This is a genomic window from Silvimonas sp. JCM 19000 (genome assembly GCF_054652575.1).
In genome coordinates, this window is record NZ_BAAIHC010000033.1 from 25,763 (window position 1) to 46,102 (window position 20,340).

A 20,340-nucleotide genomic window follows, 5' to 3' on the forward strand; every position below is an offset into this window, starting at 1 on the left:
TTATTAATGGATTTTGAATGGCCACATTAGAGATTTATACCGACGGAGCCTGCAAGGGCAACCCGGGCCCCGGCGGTTGGGGCGCTTTATTACGTTATGGCGCACAAGAGAAAGAATTGTTTGGTGGTGAAGCACATACCACCAATAACCGGATGGAATTGATGGCCGTCATCCAGGGTCTGGGCATCCTGACCCGTGCCTGCGATGCCGTCATCTATACCGATTCGCAATACGTAAAGAATGGCATCGAAAGCTGGATTCATGGCTGGAAACGCAACGGCTGGAAGACGGCCGACAAAAAGCCGGTCAAGAACGCCGATCTGTGGCAGCGGCTGGACACCGAAGTGGCGCGCCACAAGGTGACCTGGCAGTGGGTCAAAGGCCACAGCGGGCACGAATTCAACGAGCGCGCCGATCAACTGGCCAATCGTGGCGTTGAATCCGTGCTGGGGCGTCCGTTGCGCTAAGCGCGGCCTCGGCCGGTGGTGACGAAGTTGTTTTGTTTTGAGTCTGTTTAGAAAAGGTTGGGCAGTCGCATATGCGTCAAATTCTTCTGGATACCGAAACCACGGGCTTACGCGTGGAAGACGGCAACCGCATTCTTGAAATTGCTGCGGTCGAAATGATCGATCGCAAAGTGTCTGCCGCCGATGTGCACCTGCATCTGTACATCAACCCCGAACGCGATAGCGAAGAGGGCGCGCTGAATGTCCACGGCCTGACCAGCGATTTTCTGGCGGACAAACCCCGCTTTGCGCAGGTGGTCGACCAGTTTCTGGAGTTCGTGCGCGGGTCCGAGTTGATCATCCATAACGCACCGTTTGACGTGGCGTTTCTGAACCACGAACTGGGCAAGCTCAAGCGCGGCAAGATTCAGGATTATGTGCACAGCGTGGTCGACACGCTGGCCATGGCCAAAGATCAATTCCCTGGCAAACGTAATAGCCTGGATGCGTTATGCGACCGCTTTGAAGTCGATCGCTCGGCGCGGGTGTTGCATGGCGCGCTGATCGACTGTGAGCTGCTGGCCGAAGTCTATCTGGCGATGACGCGCGGCCAGGACAGTCTGCTGATGGATTTCGTCAACGATGGCAGCACCGACAGCAATGGTCAGATTGTGGTGCGCGCCGCGCGTGGGCCGCTCAAGATCAGCCTGCCGACGCCCGAAGAGCTGGCCTTGCATGAGAGTTATCTCAACGATCTGGACAAGATCGTCAAAGGCCAATGTCTGTGGCACGCCATCGAAGCGCCGCCTGTTCCGGCCGAGGCCGCAGCGTGAGCGCCTGTATTGCGCTGTTGCCCGCCGCAGGCAGCGGCAGCCGCATGGGCGTGGCCCAACCCAAACAATATTTGCCTTTGCTGGGCCAGCCACTGATCTGGCATACGCTCACCGCCTTGCACGCCGTAGCGCGGCTGCAGCGCATAGTGGTGGTGCTGAGTGCCGACGATGAGTATTGGGATCAGTTTGATTGGTCCGACTTTACGCGACTGACCGTATTGCGCTGTGGCGGCGACACCCGCGCCCGCAGCGTGCGCAATGGCCTTAACGCTTTGGCCGCCGCTGGCCAGAATCCGCAAGACTGGGTGCTGGTGCACGACGCCGCGCGCCCCTGTATTGCGCCGGAACTGGTGGATCAGCTGATCGATACGCTGTTCGACGATGCGGTGGGCGGCATCCTGGCGGTGCCGGTGGCCGATACGCTCAAGCAGGCCTCGGCCGACCAGCATATCGCCGCCACCCGCCCGCGCGATGGCTTGTGGCAGGCGCAAACGCCGCAGATGTTTCGCGTCGGCCCGCTGGCCGGCGCTTTGGATCACGTCTCCGAAGCCCACATTACCGATGAAGCCAGCGCCATGGAGCAGCAGGGCCACGCCCCGCGCCTGGTGCACGGCAGCCCGTGGAATCTCAAAGTGACTTACCCGCAGGATCTGCATCTGGCTAGCCTGATCCTGCAACAACGCAAGGAAGCGCCGCATGGCTGAAAATCTGATTATTGAGAACGGCGACAAGGCCGCTAAATACGCCGCGCTGGTGCCGCAAATCCGCGCGCTGCTCGACGGCGAAAACGACGAAATCGCGCGCATGGCCAACGCCGTGGCCGCATTGCAACAAACCTTTGGCTGGCTGTGGACCGGTTTTTATCGCGTGGTGGGCGATGAACTGGTACTCGGGCCGTTCCAGGGGCCGATTGCCTGCACGCGCATTGCGCATGGCAAGGGTGTGTGTGGCGGCGCTTGGGCGCGTAACGAAACGCTAGTGGTGCCCGATGTCGACGCCTTTCCGGGTCATATTGCGTGCTCATCGCTGTCGCGTTCCGAAATCGTGGTGCCGCTGCATGACGCCAGCGGCAAGGTGATCGCGGTGCTGGATGTCGATTCGATTGAGCTGAACACCTACGACGCCATCGATAAAGAATGGCTGGAGCAAGTGGCCGCCATCGTGACGCAAACCGAGGCCGTGGCATGCGCATAGGTCAGGGCTGGGATGTGCACCGCCTGGTGCCCGATCGCTTGCTGATCCTGGGCGGCGTCACCATTCCGTTTGAGCTGGGCCTGCTGGGCCATTCGGATGCCGATGCCTTGTTGCACGCGATTACGGATGCGGTATTGGGCGCGGCAGGCCTGGGCGATATCGGCCGGCATTTTCCGGATACCGCCGCCGAATTCAAAGGCGCGGACAGCCGCGTGTTATTGCGCGAGGCCGTCAAGCGCGTGAATGCGGCCGGTTGGAAAGTGGGCAATGTCGACGCCAGCATTCTGATTCAGCGCCCGAAAATGGCGCCGCATATTCCGGCCATGGTGGCCAATATCGCGGCTGACCTCGGGATTGCAGCCGATCAAGTCAACGTTAAAGCCAAAACCTACGAAAAACTGGGCCCGGTCGGCCTATCCGAAGCCGTCGAAGCCCAGGCCGTCTGTTTGTTGTTGCCCGTCTGATCAGTAGATCAATCTGATCAAGCCGGATCGCCCAGCGAGAAAGGTCCGCCTTTCTCCAGGGCGCGCGCATAGGCGGGGCGAGCATGGATCCGCTCCAGCCATGCTTGGGCTTTGGGATATTTGCTGAAGCCGCTGCGCGCATTGGCCGCTTCCATGGCAAAACTCATCTGGATATCCGCCCCCGAGAATTCTTCTCCGGCAAACCAGGTGCTCTTGTTTAATTCGCCCTCAATAAACGCCAGATGCGTTTTAAGTTGCGGCCCTAAAAACACCGCTTTGACCTTGCTGGCAATACCGCGCACCACCGGCCGGATAAAGAACGGCATCGGTTGTTCCGGCATCTTGTTGAAGACCAGGCTCATGACCAGGAGCGGCATGATCGAGCCCTCGGCATAGTGCAGCCAATAGGTAAAGCGCAGCCGTTCCGGCGTATTGCTGGCCGGACGCAACCAGCCTTCGCCATAGTTATCCAGCAGGTATTCGATGATGGCACCCGATTCGGCAATCACCACCGGTGCGCCATCACGGTCATCGGTAATCACCGGCGATTTGCCCAGCGGATGAATCGCGCGCAATTCGGGCGGCGCCAGCATGGTTTTGGCATCGCGCTGATAACGCACGATTTCGTATTGCACGCCCAGTTCTTCCAGCAGCCATAACACGCGCTGCGAGCGCGAATTGTTGAGGTGATGCACGGTTATCATCGTCGGGGTTCCGCAAGGTGTTTTTAAAAGCTGGCCCTGACTTTAGCCTGGATTGCGCGCGTGGCGTGTCGGCGATTGGCGCATATCGGTCCTCCGGGATAGGCCTTATAAGCATTCAAAACGGTTTGAGACTATGCTGCGCGCAACGCAGGAGACTTTTTGATGAGTTCGCCCTTTACCAAGCTGAAACTGGCCGGTCTGGCCACCACCCTGATCGGCGCCCCGCTGTTTGCCGGAGAACCCGCCGCCCCCGCTGATATTGGCGCGGTGCCGGTGCAGATTAAAGACAGCGGCCTGCCGGTTGATTGGCAGCAGCGCGGCGTGTTTATGGAAATCCTGGTGCGGTCATATCAGGACGGCAATGGCGACGGCATAGGCGACTTTAAAGGGCTGACGCAACGGCTGGATTATCTGCAAGCGCTGGGGATTACCGGCGTGTGGTTATTGCCGATCTATCAAAGCTCCGATCATGACCACGGTTATGCGGTGACCAATTACCGCGATATCGAACACGATTACGGCACGCTGGCCGATTTCGACCACTTTGTCGCCGAAGCGCACAAGCGTGGCATAGGCGTGATTCTGGATTACGTCATCAATCACAGCTCGGATATACATCCGCTGTTTACCGCCGCTAATAGCGATCCGGCCTCGCCATGGCGCAACTGGTATGTGTGGAGTGATAAAAAGCCCAAAGGCTGGGTGACTTATGGCGGGGACCCTTGGTACGCCGGCAAAAGCGGTTATTACTACGGCGCCTTTGCCAGCATCATGCCGGACTTTAATTTCCGCAATCCGCAGGTACTGGAATTCCATCTGGACAATCTGCGTTTCTGGATGAATCGCGGCGTGGATGGTTTCCGCTTTGATGCCGTGGGCGCTTTGGTTGAAAACGGCCCCAATCTGTGGGAAAACCAGCCGGAGAATCACGCCATCATGCGCAAGATTCGCGATCTGCTTAATCAGTACGGCAAGCGTTATATGGTGGCCGAAGTGCCAAGCGCACCGGCGGAGTTTTCGGCCAGCGATTCGGCGGGCAGTGCTTTTGCCTTTGGCTTGCAGACTTCAATTATTAAAAGCGTGCAGATGGGCCGTTCTATGGGCCCGCTGTATGACTATCTAAAACAAAAACCCATGCCGCGCATGGCCACGTTTTTGTCCAATCACGATAGCTTTGCGGGCGCGCGCATTGGTCAGCAATTGGGCGATGATCCGGGCGCTTATAAACTGGCGGCCGCCACGCTATTAACCTTGCCCGGTATTCCGTTTTTGTATTACGGCGAAGAAATCGGTCAGACCTTTAGCGAACCGGTGCAATACGATGACCAGCGTTTGCGTGGCCCGATGGCATGGGATGGCAGCGCGTTTGCCGGGTTCTCCAAGGTCAAACCGTTCCGCGCGTTGGGCAATGATTATCAGCGGCGCAATGTGGCCGCCGAGGCCGGGCAGCCGGGGTCGTTGCTGGAAACCTATCGCAGCCTGATCGCCTTGCGCCGTAATCAAGTGGCATTGCAGACCGGCAGCCTGCGCGTGTTGAGCGAAGAAGACGACGCGGTGATGGCGTATGTGCGGGAGAAAGACGGCAAGCAAGTGCTGGTGCTGCTGAACTACAGCCGCAAACCGGCTGAGTTTGCGCTGAAGGGCGATCTGGCCGGCAAGCAATGGGCGCCGCTGTTCAGCAGCAGCGCCTTATCGCAAGCCGTGACGGGCGACACCGTCAAACTGGTGCCGCAACAAGCGCTGGTGTTGCAACGCGTGCAATAAAACGTAGGGTGCGTTACCCCGTAGGGGCAACGCACATTTTGGGGCCGAAGGCCCTGGCCCCGTTAGGGGCCATCCAGCGTCCACGGTAACCGAAATGTGCGTTGCCCTGCGGGTAACGCACCCTACCGTTCGTTTCGATAGCGCTGCTTAAACCGTCACGGTGCGGCTCTTGCGGCCGGTGCTGTTAAACGTGGCCAGCTTGATCTCGCCTTTTACCGCAACCGGTTCGCCGTAAATCGCGCTGAACACCGTCGGCTCGCTGCCATCGGTGGTGTAGCGCACGGTCAGGCCCGGGGCGCTGACGTTGGCGTGCAGCTTGCCGCCGTCCAGCTTGGCGCCCGGCAACGGAATGCGATAGCCGTAACCGCCAAGGAAACCATCCAGCCGCACCAAATCGCGCTGGCCCAGGCGGTTGGCAAACTCGTTCCAGTCTGCGTTCATCTTGTCGTTGCGTGCGGCCGCATCGGCGATAAAGGTCCAGCCCGGATCAGCCGCCCAGGCGCGTTCGGCCAGCGCAATAATCCGTGGGCAAGCCAGATATTCCACGCGACCGGCATTACGTGCGTTTTCACCCCACAGCTGGCCCTGGATACCCAGCACATTCTGCGTGCCGGTATCGGTCAGCCGCGCCATGGCGTCGAGCTGTTTCCGATCCAGGTCATGCCCGAACAGGTTGGTGGTGGCCGTGGTGTAAATATCCAGCGGGCAGAACCAGAACGGCTTACGCGTCTCGATAAAGCCGCCCCAGTAATAGCCAGGCTCTTCCGGGTCTTTGGCATACGCCAGATCAAAGTACAGATCGGTAACGTTGCTCAGCACCACCTTGTAGCCCGCATTGGCCAGCTGGTATGCGATATCTTCCTGGCCCCAGCCCCACACGTTGTTCCAGATATACGGGCGGAAATTGGCGTCGGTAAATTTCGGGTTCGGCGCCAGCTTGTGGCTGCCGTCGGCTTGCTGCTCCTTGATCAGCGCAATTTCTTCCCAACCCGCCACCGCCAGGCCATGCCGTTGCAGTACGTCGCGGAAACGGCCGAGGAAGTAATCCTGCAATTGCTGAATGGTTTCAAAGCCTTGCTCGGCCATAAACGCTTTGCAGATCGGGCTGCCTTCCCATGCGCCGTGCGGAATCTCGTCGCCACCGGTGTGCAGGGCCTTGAACGGCGCACCCGCTTCTTCAAACATGGCGTGCAAGTCGCTGACCACGGTTTCGATAAAGCGATACGCCGATTCGCGGCCGATGCAGATCACATTGTCGTGCCACAACTGCACCGATTCGTACTTTGATTCGTCATCAAAATCAGCCAGCAAATATTCTTCGGCTTCGTTGACGCGGCCTTGCGCCAGCAGGCGTTGATGGCGCGTATTCATCGCCTTGATCGCGGCGCGGGCGTGGCCCGGCACGTCGATTTCGGGGATGACTTCGATATGGCGATCAGTAGCAAAGCGCAGGATTTCGATAAAGTCAGCGCGTGTGTAAAAGCCGGTGCCGTGCGAACCTTCGGCCACCGCGCCCGAGCCAAAGCTCGGCACCACCTGGTCGGTTTCGTCCAGCGTAAAACCGCGGCGGCTGCCGATTTCGGTCAGTTCGGGCAGCGTTGGAATCTCGATACGCCAGCCTTCGTCATCGGTGATGTGAAAGTGGAATTTGTTCAGCTTGTACAGCGCCATCACTTCCAGCAGGCGCAACACGGTTTCTTTGCTGGAGAAGTTACGGCCCACATCGATATGCATGCCGCGATAAGCAAAGCGCGGTGCGTCGACCACGATGACGGCGGGCACGGCCAGCGTCGGCGCGGGGTTAACCCAGGCACTGACCGGCAGCAACTGGCGCAGGCTTTGAATGCCATTGAACACACCGGCAGCGCTGGCGCCGGTAATGCTGATGCCAGCGCTGGTCACTTCCAGGCGATAGGCTTCTTCCGCCGCGCCGGTGTGGCCTTTGACTTCAACCGAGCCAATCTGCAGCGTAATGCCCGCACCGGCCGCGGCGCGTGACGGACGCACGCCCAGGTCAGCCAGGCTTTGTTGCAGAAAGGCGGCTTCGGCGGCCAGATCATCGCTATGCACGATCAGCGTGGCGGCGTCGATCAGAAATTCGCCGTGGCCCTTGGTCAGCGACAGCGGCTTGGGCGTAATCAGGCCGGTTTGCGCTGTGGGCAGCAGGCTGAGCATGGCGTTGTCGTCAAAGCGGCTGGCGGCAGTTACCGGCGTTACTTTGTCGTTGAGGTTGCGATTGCGTTGTTCCGGGCGGGTAAACGCGATGATTTCCGGGTCCCCAATCGCCGAGGCGTGTGCGGCCGGGGTGCCATCGTCGTACACGATATAAAAGCCGAGCGGGGCGTCGGTGTTCTGGATCACCCAGAACATGCCGCGATAGGTGATCTTGCGGCTGGCGCCCGGTTCCAGCGTGCCAAAGTCGGCCGTGGGCGTCAGTTGCCACAGATCGCCGTTGATATGTTTGATGCCCACGCCGCCCGTCACCGAATCGGGGTGCACTTTGCGGCAGAAGCTGAAATAGATTGCCCAGTCATTGCCCGACAGCGCCGTGGCGGAATGATTGGTCAGCGTGAGTTCGCACTCGAAATTGTCGCCATCGACATGATTGCCGATGTTTTGCCATGTCAGCTTGAGCTGGCTACCTGCGGGACGGGTCATTTGGTTTGTTTCCTCGACGAATCCTGAATCCTGAAAAAATCTGATACCCATAGGGTGGGTCAAGACCCACCAGCCAAAGTGGTTCGCCAAGTGCGCGACCTCAGCGCGGCAGCGGCTAAACCGACCAACCAGGCGGTAAGCAAAGCAACTGGCTTTTGCAGGCGGCTTTGATTGGTGGGTCTTGACCCACCCTATGGGGTTCTCCGGCCTTTGGGTGGCCGTGTTGTGGGTGTAGCGTAGGCCTTTGTGCGGGCTTGTGATTCGATCCGGGCAATCACAGCAAAGTCTTTTTGGCATGCCGCCCGGACAGATGCTGCATCAGCATTTTCTTATTGCCTAGTAGAAACACCCTAGGCGTGGTTTTTTTGCCTGGATCGGCGGTTTGATACAAATCTGATTGCAAAAGCGTGATGCGGGCGTCAGTTGGGGCCAAACGCAGGCCAATCGGACAGCCGCAAAGCACGCATTTTCGGTACAATTACGCCTCCGTTTACCTCTGCCAAATCCGGACCCTACACATGGCTGATGTCCTCAAGCTGCGCGGCGGCACCGCGCTTTCTGCGTTCCGCGTCGAAAAACTCCAGGCCGCGCTGGCCGAACAAGGGATCAAAGCAGCGATCTACGCCGAATTCTGGCACTTTGCCGAAACCACACAGCCGCTGGATGCCGCCGAGCAAGATACGCTGGCGCGCGTGCTGCATTACGGCGAACCGGCGCAAACCGACGCCGCCGTGGGCACTCTGCTGCTGGTGCTACCGCGTCTGGGCACCATCTCGCCGTGGTCCTCCAAAGCCAGTGACATCCTGCATCACTGTGGTCTGGAAAAAATCACCCGCATCGAACGCGGCATTGCCGTGTACGCCAGCAAAGACGGCCAGCCGCTGTCCGACGCGGAAAAAGCCGCGCTGCTGCCGCTGGTGCATGACCGCATGACCGAACAGGTGTTCGAATCGCTGGATGCCTGCCAGGACATGTTCCACCACTACGCGCCGCGCGAACTGTCCAGTGTCGATATCCTGGCCGGTGGGCGCGAGGCCTTGGCCAAGGCCAATATCGACAGCGGTTTTGCCCTGTCGGATGACGAAATCGATTACCTGGTCGAAAACTATAAAAAGCTGGGCCGCAATCCCACCGACGTTGAACTGACCATGTTTGCCCAGGCCAACTCGGAACATTGCCGTCACAAGATTTTTAACGCTGACTTTGTCATTGATGGCGAAGAACAGCCGTATTCGCTGTTTGGCATGATCCGCGAAACGCACAAGGCGCATCCGGAAGGCACCGTGGTGGCCTACAACGACAACTCGTCGGTGATTGAAGGCGCCACTATTGGCCGCTTCTTTCCGCAGCCGGGCAGCGCCGAATACAACTACGTTGAGCAATCCACCCACATTCTGATGAAGGTGGAAACGCACAATCACCCGACCGCGATCTCGCCCTTCCCTGGCGCGGCCACCGGTTCCGGCGGCGAAATCCGTGATGAAGGCGCCACCGGCCGTGGTTCCAAGCCCAAGGCGGGTTTGTCGGGCTTTACCGTGTCCAACCTCAATATTCCGGGCGCATTGCAGCCGTGGGAAACCGAGCAATACGGCAAGCCGGAACGCATTGCGTCGCCGCTGCAGATCATGATCGAAGGCCCGATCGGCGCGGCCGCGTTCAACAACGAATTTGGTCGCCCCAACCTGGCCGGCTATTTCCGTACCTTTGAAGAAACCTGGCAAGGCGAGCGTCGCGGCTATCACAAGCCCATCATGCTGGCGGGCGGCCTCGGCAATATCAGCGCCATCCACATTGGCAAGAACGATCTGCCCGATGGCGCGTTGCTGATCCAGATTGGCGGCCCTGGCATGCTGATCGGCATGGGCGGCGGTGCGGCCAGTTCGATGGCCACTGGCGCCAACGCAGCTGATCTCGACTTTGATTCGGTGCAGCGTGGCAACCCGGAAATCCAGCGTCGCGCGCAAGAAGTAATTGACCGCTGCTGGCAGCTGGGCGCCAACAACCCCATCCTGTCTATCCATGACGTGGGCGCAGGCGGCATCTCCAACGCCTTCCCCGAGCTGGTGGACGGCGCGGACCGTGGCGCGGTGTTCCACCTGCGCAAGGTGCATATCGAAGAACACGGCATGGCCCCGCGTGAAATCTGGTCCAACGAATCGCAAGAACGCTACGTGCTGGCGATCATGCCCGATTCGATTGATGACTTTGCCGCCATCTGCGAACGCGAGCGTTGCCCGTTTGCTGTGGTCGGCCATGCCACCGCAGAAAAACAACTGATCGTGGAAGATGACCACTTCGGCAATCGCCCGGTCGATATGCCGATGAATGTGTTGCTGGGCAAACCGCCCAAGATGACGCGTGATGTGACGCGCAAGCCGGTGGAACGCCCGGTGTTCAACACGTCCGACCTCGAAGTGAAAGACGCCACCTTCCGCGTGTTGCGTCTGCCCAGCGTGGCCAATAAATCCTTTTTGATCACCATCGGTGACCGCTCGGTGGGCGGCATGACCGTGCGCGACCAGATGGTGGGTCCGTGGCAGGTTCCGGTGGCCGACGTGGCCGTCACCACCATGGGTTACGACACCGTGCTGGGCGAAGCCATGAGCATGGGCGAACGCACGCCGGTGGCGCTGATCAACGCACCCGCTTCGGGCCGCATGGCCGTGGGCGAAGCGCTGACCAACCTGGCCGCCGCGCCGATCGCCAAGCTGGGCGACGTCAAGCTGTCGGCCAACTGGATGGCTGCTGCCGGCCACGCCGGTGAAGACGCCAATCTGTACGACACGGTCAAGGCCGTGGGCCTGGAGCTGTGCCGCGAGTTGGGCGTCAGCATTCCGGTGGGTAAAGATTCGCTGTCGATGAAGTCGGTGTGGAACGATGACGGCGAGCAGAAACAAGTGATCTCGCCGCTGTCGCTGATCATCTCGGCCTTTGCCCCGGTCACCGACGTGCGCAAAACGCTGACGCCGATGCTGAAGCCCGAGTTTGATACCGATCTGATCCTGATTGATCTGGGCGATGGCAAGTGTCGCCTGGGCGGTTCGGCGCTGGCGCAGGTGTACAACCAGGTTGGCCAATGGGCGCCTGATGTGGTCAGCGTGGAGCGTCTCAAATCATTCTTTGAAATCATCCAGAAGCTGAACGCCGAAGGCCGCATCCTGGCTTATCACGATCGCTCGGATGGTGGCGTGGTGGCGGCGGTGGCCGAAATGATGTTTGCGAGCCACGTTGGCGTGACGCTGGAAATTGACGAACTGTGTATCGAACGTCGTCGCCGTGCGCGTGAAGAAGACGAACAGACGCAAGAATCCATCGAGAAGGCCGAAAACGGTCGCGTGATGGGCGTGCTGTTTAACGAAGAACTTGGCGCGGTGCTGCAGGTCAAGCGCAGCGATACCGCAGCTGTTATCGCCGCCTTCAGCAATGTGGGCATCCGCAGCGAACTGCACGTGATTGGTACGCTCAACCACGATGACCGCCTGAAGATCAAAAAGCGCAACCGTCTGCTGCTGGACGAAACGCGCGTTGAACTGCAAAAAGCCTGGAGCGAAACCAGCTATCGCATTCAACGTTTGCGTGACAACCCGGCCGTGGCCGATGCCGAATTTGCTCGCATCGAAGACAAGCAGGATAAGGGTCTGATCGCCACGCTGTCGTTTGAGCCGTCCGAAGATATTGCCGCGCCGTACATTGCCAAGGGCGTGCGTCCGGGCATCGCGGTGTTGCGTGAGCAGGGCGTGAACGGCCACGTGGAAATGGCCGCAGCGTTTGACCGCGCCGGTTTCCGCGCGGTTGACGTGCATATGAGCGACATCATCTCGGGCCGCATCAGCCTGGCCGACTTCCAGGGCTTTGCCGCTTGCGGTGGTTTCTCGTACGGCGACGTGCTGGGCGCGGGCGAAGGCTGGGCCAAGTCCATTCTGTTTAACGCACGGGCGCGTGCTGAATTTGAAGCGTTCTTTGGCCGCAGCGATACCTTCGGCCTGGGCGTGTGTAACGGTTGCCAGATGATGGCCAACCTGGCGGGCATCATCCCGGGCGCGCAAGACTGGCCCAAATTTACCCGCAACAAGTCGGAGCAATTCGAGGCGCGGCTGGTGAATGTGGAAGTGCCGGAATCGCCGTCGCTGTTCTTTAGCGGCATGGCCGGCAGCAAGATGCCGGTGGTGGTGTCGCACGGCGAAGGCTTTGCTGATTTCAGCCAGCAAGGTGATCTGGGCAAGGCGATTGTGGCCATGCGTTATGTCGATAGCGCGGGCAAAGCCACCGAGCGCTATCCGCTTAACCCCAATGGCAGCCCCAAAGGCGTGGCCGGCGTAACGACCGCAGATGGCCGCTTCAGCTTGATGATGCCGCACCCGGAACGCACATTCCGCAGCGTTAACATGAGCTGGCATCCGGAACATTGGGGCGAAGATAGCCCGTGGATGCGCATGTTCCGCAACGCGCGCAAGTGGCTGGGCTAATCCCGGCCCGCTACGGCAGTCGGATTTATCCTGCGTTGGCTCCGGCGTCCGGCGGATGTCACCCGGTACCGGGTTAGCGCAAAGTTAAGCGCAAAGAAAAAGGCGATGATCACATCGCCTTTTTTTACGGCTATAACCCATGGAACAGCCGCGCTCGCCGCGCTGTATAAAACCCATAAACACCGCCCGGAGCCTCCCCATGTATTTAAAACGCTACTTGTCTTATGCGCTGCTGGCGCTGGCGGTCATGCCCGCACTGGCCGACGACGCGCCCAAACTGGATTTAAGCCTGCCCCAATCGGTCAAGGAACAACCCAAGCCCGATGCCGCGTCACAAGCGGCGGAGGCTCAAGCCAAAGCCAACTGCGCCGATTTGATCAAGGAACGCGACGCGCTCAAGAAAGACCCGATCGACCGCGAGACTGGCACCATTACGTTGGGCCGCAAAAAGCGTCTGGCCGCGCTGGATGAACTGATCAACAAACAACAGTGCTACAAAGCGCAATGACATAAGGTGGGTCAAGACCCACCGCCCCAAGTGGCATAACAATGCGCGACGCTTGCTATGCGGCTTTGGAGGGTGGGTCCAGACCCACCCTATGTGATAAGCGCTGCGTCGGGGCATATCGATGTGTCCCGTCCCTGCAGTGGTCATGGGGCTTTCGGCAATGGCGTAAGCCGCAATGACGATAGTCCCGATTCGGCTGTGGCGGTGTCCCGCTAGATTGTATTGCGCTGCAACACAATCACCCGGAGAACCGCCATGCCCCTTGTCTCGCTACGCAAAGTGCTCGACCACGCCGCTGAACATGACTACGGCGTGCCCGCCTTCAACGTCAATAATCTCGAACAGATCCACGCCATTCTGCAGGCCGCCGACGCCACGCATAGCCCGGTCATCCTGCAGGCCAGCAGCGGGGCGCGCAAATACGCCGGTGAGCTGTTCGTCAAACAATTGATCGAAGGCGCGGTGGCCTCGTACCCGCATCTGCCCGTGGTCATGCATCAAGACCACGGCACCAGCCTGGCCGTGTGCATGAGTGCGGTAAAGCTCGGCTTTAGTAGCGTGATGATGGATGGCAGCCTGCGCGAAGATGGCAAGACGCCTGCAGATTTCCATTACAACGTAATGATTACGCGCGAAGTGGTCCAGCTGGCGCATCAGAAGGGCGTGTCGGTGGAAGGCGAACTCGGTTGCCTTGGCAGTCTGGAAACCGGGCATGGCGAGGCGGAGGATGGCGTTGGTGCCGAGCGGCAGTTGTCGCGTGAGGAGATGCTGACTGACCCCGAACAAGCACGCGAATTTGTCGAGCTCACCGGCGTGGATGCACTGGCCATTGCCATTGGCACCAGCCACGGGGCGTACAAGTTTACCCGGCCGCCCACCGGCGAAGTGTTGGCCATCGAGCGCATCAAGGCCATCCACGCTGCGATTCCTGATACGCATCTGGTCATGCATGGCGCATCGAGCGTACCGCAAGAGCTGCTGGCGGAATTACGCGAGTTTGGTGGCGCGCTTAAATCCACATGGGGGGTGCCGGTCACAGAAATCCAGCGCGCCATCCGCTATGGCGTGCGCAAGATCAATATCGATACCGATTTGCGCCTGGCGATGACGGCGGCGGTGCGCAAACATTTTGCGACGAACCCGGCCGACTTTGATCCACGCGCCTGGCTCAAGCCCGCCATCGCGGCGATGGCGGTGGTCTGCACCCAGCGCTACGAAGCCTTCGGCAGCGCCGGGATGGCCAGCAAAATCCGTGTTTGATGGGGGTGCAACTTAGCGCCGTGCCAGGGCCAGCAAACCGCCCACTGCAAAAAACGCGCCGCCGCAGCCACGGTTAAACAGCTTGATGCGGCGCGGGCTGGCCAGCCAGGCGGCCAGCTTGGCACCGCCCGCGGCGTAGGCAATTTGCCAGGAGCCTTCGATAAAAAAGAAGGTGGTCAGCAGCACCGTCCACTGGTGTTGTTGCGGCAGGTTCGGATCCACAAACTGCGGCAGAAACGCACCGGCAAACAAAATGGCTTTGGGATTGGACAGCGCCACCGTCAGCCCCAGACGATAACGCCGGGCTGCTGATTCGCCATCGGCGCGCGGCAATTGCAGGCTGGAACCGGCCCGCCAGCATTGCACGCCCAGATAGACCAGGTAAGCCGCGCCAACGATTTTCAAGAGCATAAACAGCGTGGCCGACGCCGCCAGAATCGCGGCCAGGCCAAACGCCGACAGCGTAAACAGGATGGCCAGACCCGACAGCGCGCCGGCCATGGTTGCCAGCGTGCGTTGCCAGCCATAGCGCGTGCCATGCGACAGCATCAGCAGCATATTCGGCCCCGGCGTGGCGGAGATCAGCAGGGTGGTGGCGATAAAAGCCAGCCAGAGGTCGAGGCGCATGCGTTGTTCCTTGGAAGGGGACCAGAAGGTCAGGTTCAGCGAGGTTCATGCATTTTGCATGACGATGCGGCAACAGGGAATCCGCCAGGCACGATGCCGGCGGAGCTGCAGGCATCAGATTGATCAGGCGGCAGCGGCGTCGCGTAATGCCGGGTGGTCGCGGGTCGGCTTGTCGAGGTAATAGCCTTGCACCAGATCCACGCCAATATCCACCAGCATGTTGTAGATGGCTTCGTTCTCGACAAACTCGGCGATGGTGGTCTTGCCCATATCGCGCGCCATGGCGACGATGCCGCGCACAAACACCTGGCTGTCGTGGTCATGCGGCAGATCGCGGATAAAAAAGCCGTCGATCTTCAGCACATCGGCTTTCAGTTGCTTCAGATACGCAAACGAAGCAAAGCCATTGCCAAAGTCGTCCAGACACACCGTACATCCGGTGGCACGCAGCGCATCAATAAAGCGCTGGGCATCGCGCATATCCGACACAGCCGCGGTTTCGGTCAATTCCACCAGCAAGCGGCGCGGATCAACGCAATGCAAACGCAGCAGCGAGCCGATAAATTCTGGCAGCGCCGGTTCATCAAACGAGCGGCCCGATACGTTGATGGCCACCGACGGAATATTCGGTCGCGCCGCCAGCAATTCGACCGTGCGCTTGATCACCCAGCGGTCGATATCGACGATCTTGCCGGTCTTTTCAGCATGTGGAATAAAGTGGCCAGGCATGATTACGCCGCCCGGATTCTGCACGTCCTTCATCCGCACCAGCGCTTCCAGATGCTCCAGCTCACGCGTGTTTACGTCGTAGATGCCCTGGTAATGCAGCTCGAACCCATCGGATTCAAGCGCTTGCATAATGCGGTCTTTCCAGCTCAGGCGGTTAAAGGCGCTGCGCGATACGTCGGCGTCGGGGCGATACATGCGCCACGTGGCTTTGCCGGCGGCCTTGGCCTGGTACATGGCGGAATCGGCATGCGCCACCAGTTCGCCCGGCGTGGTGGCGTGCTGCGGAAACATGGCCACACCCACCGAGGAGGATGGCCGCAACTGATGGCCATCCACCGCAAACTGGATTTGCAATACGGCACCGGCGATGCGCTCGGCCAGCTTGCCGACTTCAAACTCGTTGCAATCCGGCACCAGAATTGCAAACTCATCGCCGCCCAGGCGCGACAGCACTTCATGCCGCCGCACTTGCAGGCCGATTTCTTTGGCAATGGTTTTCAACAATTCATCGCCCACGGCGTGGCCGAAGGTGTCGTTCACGTATTTGAATTCGTCCAGATCAAAAAACAGCAGCGCCATGGCGGTCTGGCGGCGGTCAGCCTCTGACACCATGCGTTCCAGCTCTTGCTGGAAGCGATGGCGGTTGTACAAGCCGGTCAGCGCGTCGCGCTCGGCCAGATTGATCATGCGCTCGGCCATCTGGCGTTGCTGCGTAACATCTTCGTACACCCACATCTTGCCGGCGTGATTGTGCTGGCCCGCCACGCGATAGCATTGCTGCGTCACCGCGCGGCCGTCGTGCATGGTCAGCTCGCCATAGTCAACGCGGTCTTCGCCCGGCGCGATTTCTTCCAGGTAATGGATGACGATATCGCCCAGATCAGGGCGGTTGTCGGCTTGTTGCAGAATCTGGCCGATGGGTTTGCCATCCAGATTGCCAAGATTATCCAGGCCCCACAGATCGGCAAAGGCCGGGTTATAGAACACGATGCGATTGTGCTCATCGACAAACAACACGCCAAAGCGCATCGCGGCGAGCAGGGCGGTCAGGCGGGCGCGTTCTTGCTCGGCCCGATGCAGATAGCTGTCGCCGAGCGCCTGCAACTGGCGTAATTCCTGTACGGCTTTTTTGAGCGCGAGCCGGTCTTCTTTAAGCGCGGAGTTATCGCGCAAGCTCAGGCGCAAACCTTGATATTCGCCATTGGTATTACGTAACGGCTGCCATGCCAGCGCGGCCCAGAACAGGCTGCCATCGCGGCGTACGGCGCGGAATTCAAAGTCAGCTTCAGAGGTGGCTTGTTTGAGCGCGGCTTGCAGCGTCTGCACCAGCCGGCCGCGTTCTTCGGCCATCGCCAGGGTAAACGGAAAATCGCCCAGCATCATGCATTCGTTAACGCTGTAGCCGGTGAGCGGCGTGACCGAGGCATTAACCCAGGCCAGGCGGCCTTCCGGGCCCAGCCACAATTCGACGCCATAGGTGCATTCGGCGATGGCTTTGTAGCGCGCTTCGCTCAGTTGCAGCGACAGCATATTGGCGCGGATGCTGGCCGTCATATCGTTAAAGCGCCCGGTCAGGCGCGAGATTTCGTCGCTGCCCGGCGGCACCGGAATCTCGGCCAACTGGCCCCGGCTGGCGGTTTCGACCGCGGTAATCAAGCGATAGAGATGGCGCGTTAGCCAGAAGCCGAGCAAACCCATCAGCACGGCGGACAAGATCATGCCGACGATCATGCTGAGCGAATTCTGCAGGATCAGGTTCTGGATGCCATCGCGCGTGTCCTGGCCGGACAAACCAAAGCGCAGCGTGCCAAGGGTTTCATTGCCATATTTGATCGGCACCGCCACGTGGATCAGCGGCGGCAGGTCTTGCCAGACAGAACGTGGGGTGGGCGCGGGCAAAGGTTGCGACACATCCCAGCCGCGCGCCGCGACGATATGGCGTTGCTTGTCCAGCAATACCAGGTAGTCGATCCCCTCGGGGCCGCGCAAGGCATCAAGCAATTCTGAGGTGTGTGCCATGTCGCCATTGGCAATCGGCGTGGCCAGGGCGGCCTGCAATAACTGCGACAGTTCGTTGACGCGCACATCCGTGTTGTGCGCCACCATGTCGTTCCAGATACGCGACGTATTGAACAGCAGAAACGCCAGCACCACGCTCTGAACGAGGATGCCGGCAACGATCAGCCGGGCACGCAGCGAACCAGGGATGGGCACAAAGGGCATTTCGGGCCAGAACCTCGCAAGAAGCAGTCAATGCGGATAAGCGATTCGGCCATGCCGGCAGGCCAGCGCCTGCTGTAGGCGTGCTCTGACAACATGAAACCGTCCGTGCTGTCTGTAAGCCAGCAAACTTTATGAGCGTGTCATAAATTGTGGATGCAAGCAAACCTTACCGTTGTCGCCGGTGAAATGGCCCACTGAGGGGCCATTTTGTTGTCGCGTTTTTGCCTAATTCTTGAGCGGCTTGATGAATACCTTGGAGCGCCGCTGATAGTTGTAGAGGTTCTTTTTTTCGATCGGCAATTCATCGACCGTAGCCTGCGTAAACCCGCGCTCCACAAACCAGTGCGAGGTGCGGGTCGTTAGTGCAAACAACGATTCCATGCCCTGGCTACGTGCCTGCAATTCAACATGTCGCAGCAACACCGCGCCACGGTCTTCGTCGCGATAATCCGGATGCACCACCAGACAGGCCATCTCGGCCATCTTGCTGTCAGGGAAAGGATGGATGGCCACGCAACCGATGATCTTGCCGTCGTGTTCCAGCACCGAATAACGATTGATTTCGCGCTCCAGCAACTCACGCCCGCGCTTGACCAGTACGCCTTGTTCTTCCAGCGGCTCGATCAGCTGCAGCATGCCGCCGACATCATCAATCACGGCCTGGCGCATGGTCTCCAGCGTTTCCCGCGAGATCATGGTGCCTATGCCTTCGTGACTGAACAACTCCATCAGTAAGCCGCCGTCCACATTGTGGCTAACCAGATGTGCCCGCGCCACACCGCGCCGTACCGCACGGATGGCCTGAGGCAGGTACAGCCGCACGTCTTCGTTGACATTGGGATTGGCGGCCAGAAATTCTTCGGCTTCCAGCGCGGTCAGTTCGGTTTGCAGATTGCCGCGTTGATCGACCACGCCTTCGTGGCCAAACAGGAACAACAGTTTGGTGGCGCGCAGCGCAATGGCGGCGCTGGTGGCGACGTCTTCCAGCGTCAGGTTGAACACTTCGCCGGTGGGCGAATAACCGAGCGTGGACAACAACACCAGTTCGCCATCCTCCAGCCGGTAGTTAACGGCGGTGGTATCTATCTTGCGCACTTCGCCGGTGTAGAGCAGATCCAGCCCGTCGCGCACGCCCATCGGTTGCGCCGTAATAAAGTTACCGGCCGAAACCCGGATGTGCGCATTGGCCATCGGCGAATTAGCCAGACCCATAGAGAGCAGCGATTCGATATCAACCCGCACCTGGCCGACCGCCTGGATTACGCATTCCAGCGTTTGCGCATCGGTCACCCGCACGCCTTTATGGTAATGAACGTCGAGGCCGCGCTCTTCCATGCGCGTTTCGATCTGTGGCCGCGCGCCATGCACCAGCACCAGGCGTACGCCCAGGCTGGTCAACAGGTTGATATCGTGGGTTAGCGTAAAGAAGCGGCCATCTCGTACCACCTCGCCACCGAGGGCAATGACAAAGGTCTTGCCACGGAATGCGTGGATATACGGGGCGGCCTGGCGAAACCATTGCACGAAATCATCAGGTTGCATTCATTACTCCGCGGTGGGGCAGGGACATCGAAAAACTGGATTGTAGGGCATAATCGGCGCGGGTTTGCGGCCTGTGGCTGTATCGATTTGCAATCAGCCCGCCGCCTTGCACAGGCCATACGATACAGGTGCGCGCCTGTAGGAATCGTCTTGCAACCACATGCGCACAAATTTCTGCCCAAAATCGATAGTCGCAGGAGTAAGATTCCTCGCCATGAAAAAACTCAGACTCTTCTCATTATTGGTGGTTGCTGCTTCTGCCTGCGTGCAAGCCGCACCCGTTGACTCGATCACTTTCGCCGTCGGCCAGACCACGCGTCCGACCAGCGACCTGAAGCCCAATACCTATCGCATTTCGGTTACCAAAGACTGGGGCGTTAACTGGTTCGACACTTCGGTGGGTAGCCTGACCGGCTATTGGGAATTCGCCGCTGGCAAGTTCCGCCCGTCCAATTCGACCGATTACGATGTGGATATCGTGCCGATGTTCCGCTACCAGTTTCACGCCAACAACAACTGGTGTAACCCGTTTATCGAAGGCGGCGTGGGCGTGGCTTATCTGACTGAGCACAAGGTTGCTGAAGATCACGATATGACTTCGCATGGTCAGTTCAGCGATCGCGTAGGCGTGGGTTGTTCCTTTGATAAGGGTCATCAGGAACTGGGCTTTAACTTCCATCATTTCTCGAACGCCGGCATCGACAAGCCGAATCCGGGGATTGATTTCATGTTCTTGCGCTATGGCTATCATTTCTAAATAGCCGGGTTAAACACAGATAAACGGGCCGCGATTGCGGCCCTTGTTGTTTGGGGTTTGCGAATGGGGTGGGGGAGTGGCTTTTGGTGTAAACCCTTGACCGCTTGAGCCTGCGGCGCTTGGTTTGATGTTCGGCTTGCGCCTCGTACACCTTTAACCGCTTGT

14 protein-coding genes and 1 pseudogene are annotated in these 20,340 nt (G+C 59.4%); 10 read left to right on the forward strand and 5 right to left on the reverse strand.

The genetic code is table 11. The features are described 5' to 3' along the window. Positions 1–17 precede the first annotated feature (17 nt). The 5 genes from rnhA to ispF all read left to right on the forward strand — a co-directional run bounded on the left by rnhA (position 18) and on the right by ispF (position 2,937). Positions 18–467 carry a ribonuclease HI gene (gene rnhA, locus ACYQ1A_RS19870; protein WP_499365081.1) on the forward strand — a complete coding sequence of 150 codons (450 nt, stop codon included), beginning with the start codon at positions 18–20 and terminating at the stop codon, positions 465–467. Positions 468–538: 71 nt separating this feature from the next. Further along, the gene (gene dnaQ, locus ACYQ1A_RS19875) at positions 539–1,279 is read left to right on the forward strand and encodes a DNA polymerase III subunit epsilon (RefSeq protein ID WP_062222913.1); all 741 of its coding nucleotides are present in this window, start codon (positions 539–541) and stop codon (positions 1,277–1,279) included. Continuing rightward, a complete protein-coding gene (ispD, locus tag ACYQ1A_RS19880; RefSeq protein WP_499365085.1) occupies positions 1,276–1,983 on the forward strand; it encodes a 2-C-methyl-D-erythritol 4-phosphate cytidylyltransferase in 708 nt (235 codons plus the stop codon). The genes dnaQ and ispD overlap by 4 nt, the downstream gene beginning before the upstream one ends. Then, entirely contained in the window at positions 1,976–2,473 is a 498-nt protein-coding gene (locus ACYQ1A_RS19885) for a GAF domain-containing protein (protein ID WP_499365088.1), read from the forward strand. Before ispD ends, ACYQ1A_RS19885 begins: the two co-directional genes overlap by 8 nt. Continuing rightward, a complete protein-coding gene (ispF, locus tag ACYQ1A_RS19890) occupies positions 2,464–2,937 on the forward strand; it encodes a 2-C-methyl-D-erythritol 2,4-cyclodiphosphate synthase (protein ID WP_499365091.1) in 474 nt (157 codons plus the stop codon). Before ACYQ1A_RS19885 ends, ispF begins: the two co-directional genes overlap by 10 nt. A 17-nt stretch (positions 2,938–2,954) precedes the next feature. Here ispF and ACYQ1A_RS19895 read toward each other — a convergent pair whose 3' ends face one another. Further along, positions 2,955–3,641: a glutathione S-transferase gene (locus ACYQ1A_RS19895; RefSeq protein WP_499365094.1), complete on the reverse strand. Its 687-nt coding sequence runs from the start codon at positions 3,639–3,641 to the stop codon at positions 2,955–2,957. Positions 3,642–3,803: 162 nt separating this feature from the next. On the opposite strand from ACYQ1A_RS19895, the gene ACYQ1A_RS19900 reads away from it, so the two are divergent. Beyond that, complete coding sequence (locus ACYQ1A_RS19900) at positions 3,804–5,405, forward strand: alpha-amylase family glycosyl hydrolase (RefSeq protein ID WP_499365097.1); 1,602 nt, start codon at positions 3,804–3,806, stop codon at positions 5,403–5,405. A gap of 147 nt (positions 5,406–5,552) precedes the next feature. Here the strand turns inward: ACYQ1A_RS19900 and ACYQ1A_RS19905 are convergent, their stop codons facing one another. After that, positions 5,553–8,063, reverse strand: a complete 2,511-nt coding sequence (locus ACYQ1A_RS19905; protein WP_499365099.1) for a family 20 glycosylhydrolase — start codon at positions 8,061–8,063, stop codon at positions 5,553–5,555. 518 nt (positions 8,064–8,581) lie between these two features. Here ACYQ1A_RS19905 and purL point away from each other — a divergent pair. The 3 genes and pseudogenes from purL to fba all read left to right on the forward strand — a co-directional run. Next, a complete protein-coding gene (gene purL, locus ACYQ1A_RS19910; RefSeq protein WP_499365103.1) occupies positions 8,582–12,529 on the forward strand; it encodes a phosphoribosylformylglycinamidine synthase in 3,948 nt (1,315 codons plus the stop codon). A 199-nt stretch (positions 12,530–12,728) separates the two neighbouring features. Beyond that, the gene (locus ACYQ1A_RS19915) at positions 12,729–13,037 is read left to right on the forward strand and encodes a hypothetical protein (RefSeq protein ID WP_499365108.1); all 309 of its coding nucleotides are present in this window, start codon (positions 12,729–12,731) and stop codon (positions 13,035–13,037) included. 255 nt (positions 13,038–13,292) lie between these two features. Then, positions 13,293–14,291: pseudogene (gene fba / locus ACYQ1A_RS19920) on the forward strand (class II fructose-bisphosphate aldolase); the annotation flags it as partial. Positions 14,292–14,309: 18 nt separating this feature from the next. Here fba and ACYQ1A_RS19925 read toward each other — a convergent pair. The 3 genes from ACYQ1A_RS19925 to argA all read right to left on the reverse strand — a co-directional run bounded on the left by ACYQ1A_RS19925 (position 14,310) and on the right by argA (position 19,418). Further along, positions 14,310–14,924 (reverse strand): LysE family translocator, encoded by a 615-nt coding sequence (locus ACYQ1A_RS19925; protein WP_499365112.1) that lies wholly within the window; start codon positions 14,922–14,924, stop codon positions 14,310–14,312. 123 nt (positions 14,925–15,047) lie between these two features. Continuing rightward, positions 15,048–17,876, reverse strand: coding sequence for an EAL domain-containing protein (locus ACYQ1A_RS19930; RefSeq protein WP_499365117.1), 2,829 nt, complete (start codon positions 17,874–17,876; stop codon positions 15,048–15,050). A gap of 225 nt (positions 17,877–18,101) precedes the next feature. Then, positions 18,102–19,418: an amino-acid N-acetyltransferase gene (gene argA / locus ACYQ1A_RS19935; RefSeq protein WP_499365121.1), complete on the reverse strand. Its 1,317-nt coding sequence runs from the start codon at positions 19,416–19,418 to the stop codon at positions 18,102–18,104. A 214-nt stretch (positions 19,419–19,632) separates the two neighbouring features. On the opposite strand from argA, the gene ACYQ1A_RS19940 reads away from it, so the two are divergent. After that, on the forward strand, positions 19,633–20,175 hold the full coding sequence (locus tag ACYQ1A_RS19940) for an acyloxyacyl hydrolase (RefSeq protein ID WP_499365122.1): 543 nt from the start codon (positions 19,633–19,635) through the stop codon (positions 20,173–20,175). The last annotated feature ends 165 nt before the right edge of the window (positions 20,176–20,340 follow it).

Excerpts from the sequence above, each read along its gene's own strand:
- rnhA (WP_499365081.1), top strand. The coding sequence starts at position 18 with ATGGCCACATTAGAGATTTATACCGACGGAGCCTGCAAGGGCAACCCG.
- dnaQ (WP_062222913.1), top strand. The coding sequence starts at position 539 with ATGCGTCAAATTCTTCTGGATACCGAAACCACGGGCTTACGCGTGGAA.
- ACYQ1A_RS19885 (WP_499365088.1), top strand. The coding sequence starts at position 1,976 with ATGGCTGAAAATCTGATTATTGAGAACGGCGACAAGGCCGCTAAATAC.
- ispF (WP_499365091.1), top strand. The coding sequence starts at position 2,464 with ATGCGCATAGGTCAGGGCTGGGATGTGCACCGCCTGGTGCCCGATCGC.
- ACYQ1A_RS19895 (WP_499365094.1), bottom strand. The coding sequence starts at position 3,641 with ATGATAACCGTGCATCACCTCAACAATTCGCGCTCGCAGCGCGTGTTA.
- ACYQ1A_RS19900 (WP_499365097.1), top strand. The coding sequence starts at position 3,804 with ATGAGTTCGCCCTTTACCAAGCTGAAACTGGCCGGTCTGGCCACCACC.
- ACYQ1A_RS19905 (WP_499365099.1), bottom strand. The coding sequence starts at position 8,063 with ATGACCCGTCCCGCAGGTAGCCAGCTCAAGCTGACATGGCAAAACATC.
- purL (WP_499365103.1), top strand. The coding sequence starts at position 8,582 with ATGGCTGATGTCCTCAAGCTGCGCGGCGGCACCGCGCTTTCTGCGTTC.
- ACYQ1A_RS19915 (WP_499365108.1), top strand. The coding sequence starts at position 12,729 with ATGTATTTAAAACGCTACTTGTCTTATGCGCTGCTGGCGCTGGCGGTC.
- ACYQ1A_RS19925 (WP_499365112.1), bottom strand. The coding sequence starts at position 14,924 with ATGCGCCTCGACCTCTGGCTGGCTTTTATCGCCACCACCCTGCTGATC.
- ACYQ1A_RS19930 (WP_499365117.1), bottom strand. The coding sequence starts at position 17,876 with ATGCCCTTTGTGCCCATCCCTGGTTCGCTGCGTGCCCGGCTGATCGTT.
- argA (WP_499365121.1), bottom strand. The coding sequence starts at position 19,418 with ATGCAACCTGATGATTTCGTGCAATGGTTTCGCCAGGCCGCCCCGTAT.
- ACYQ1A_RS19940 (WP_499365122.1), top strand. The coding sequence starts at position 19,633 with ATGAAAAAACTCAGACTCTTCTCATTATTGGTGGTTGCTGCTTCTGCC.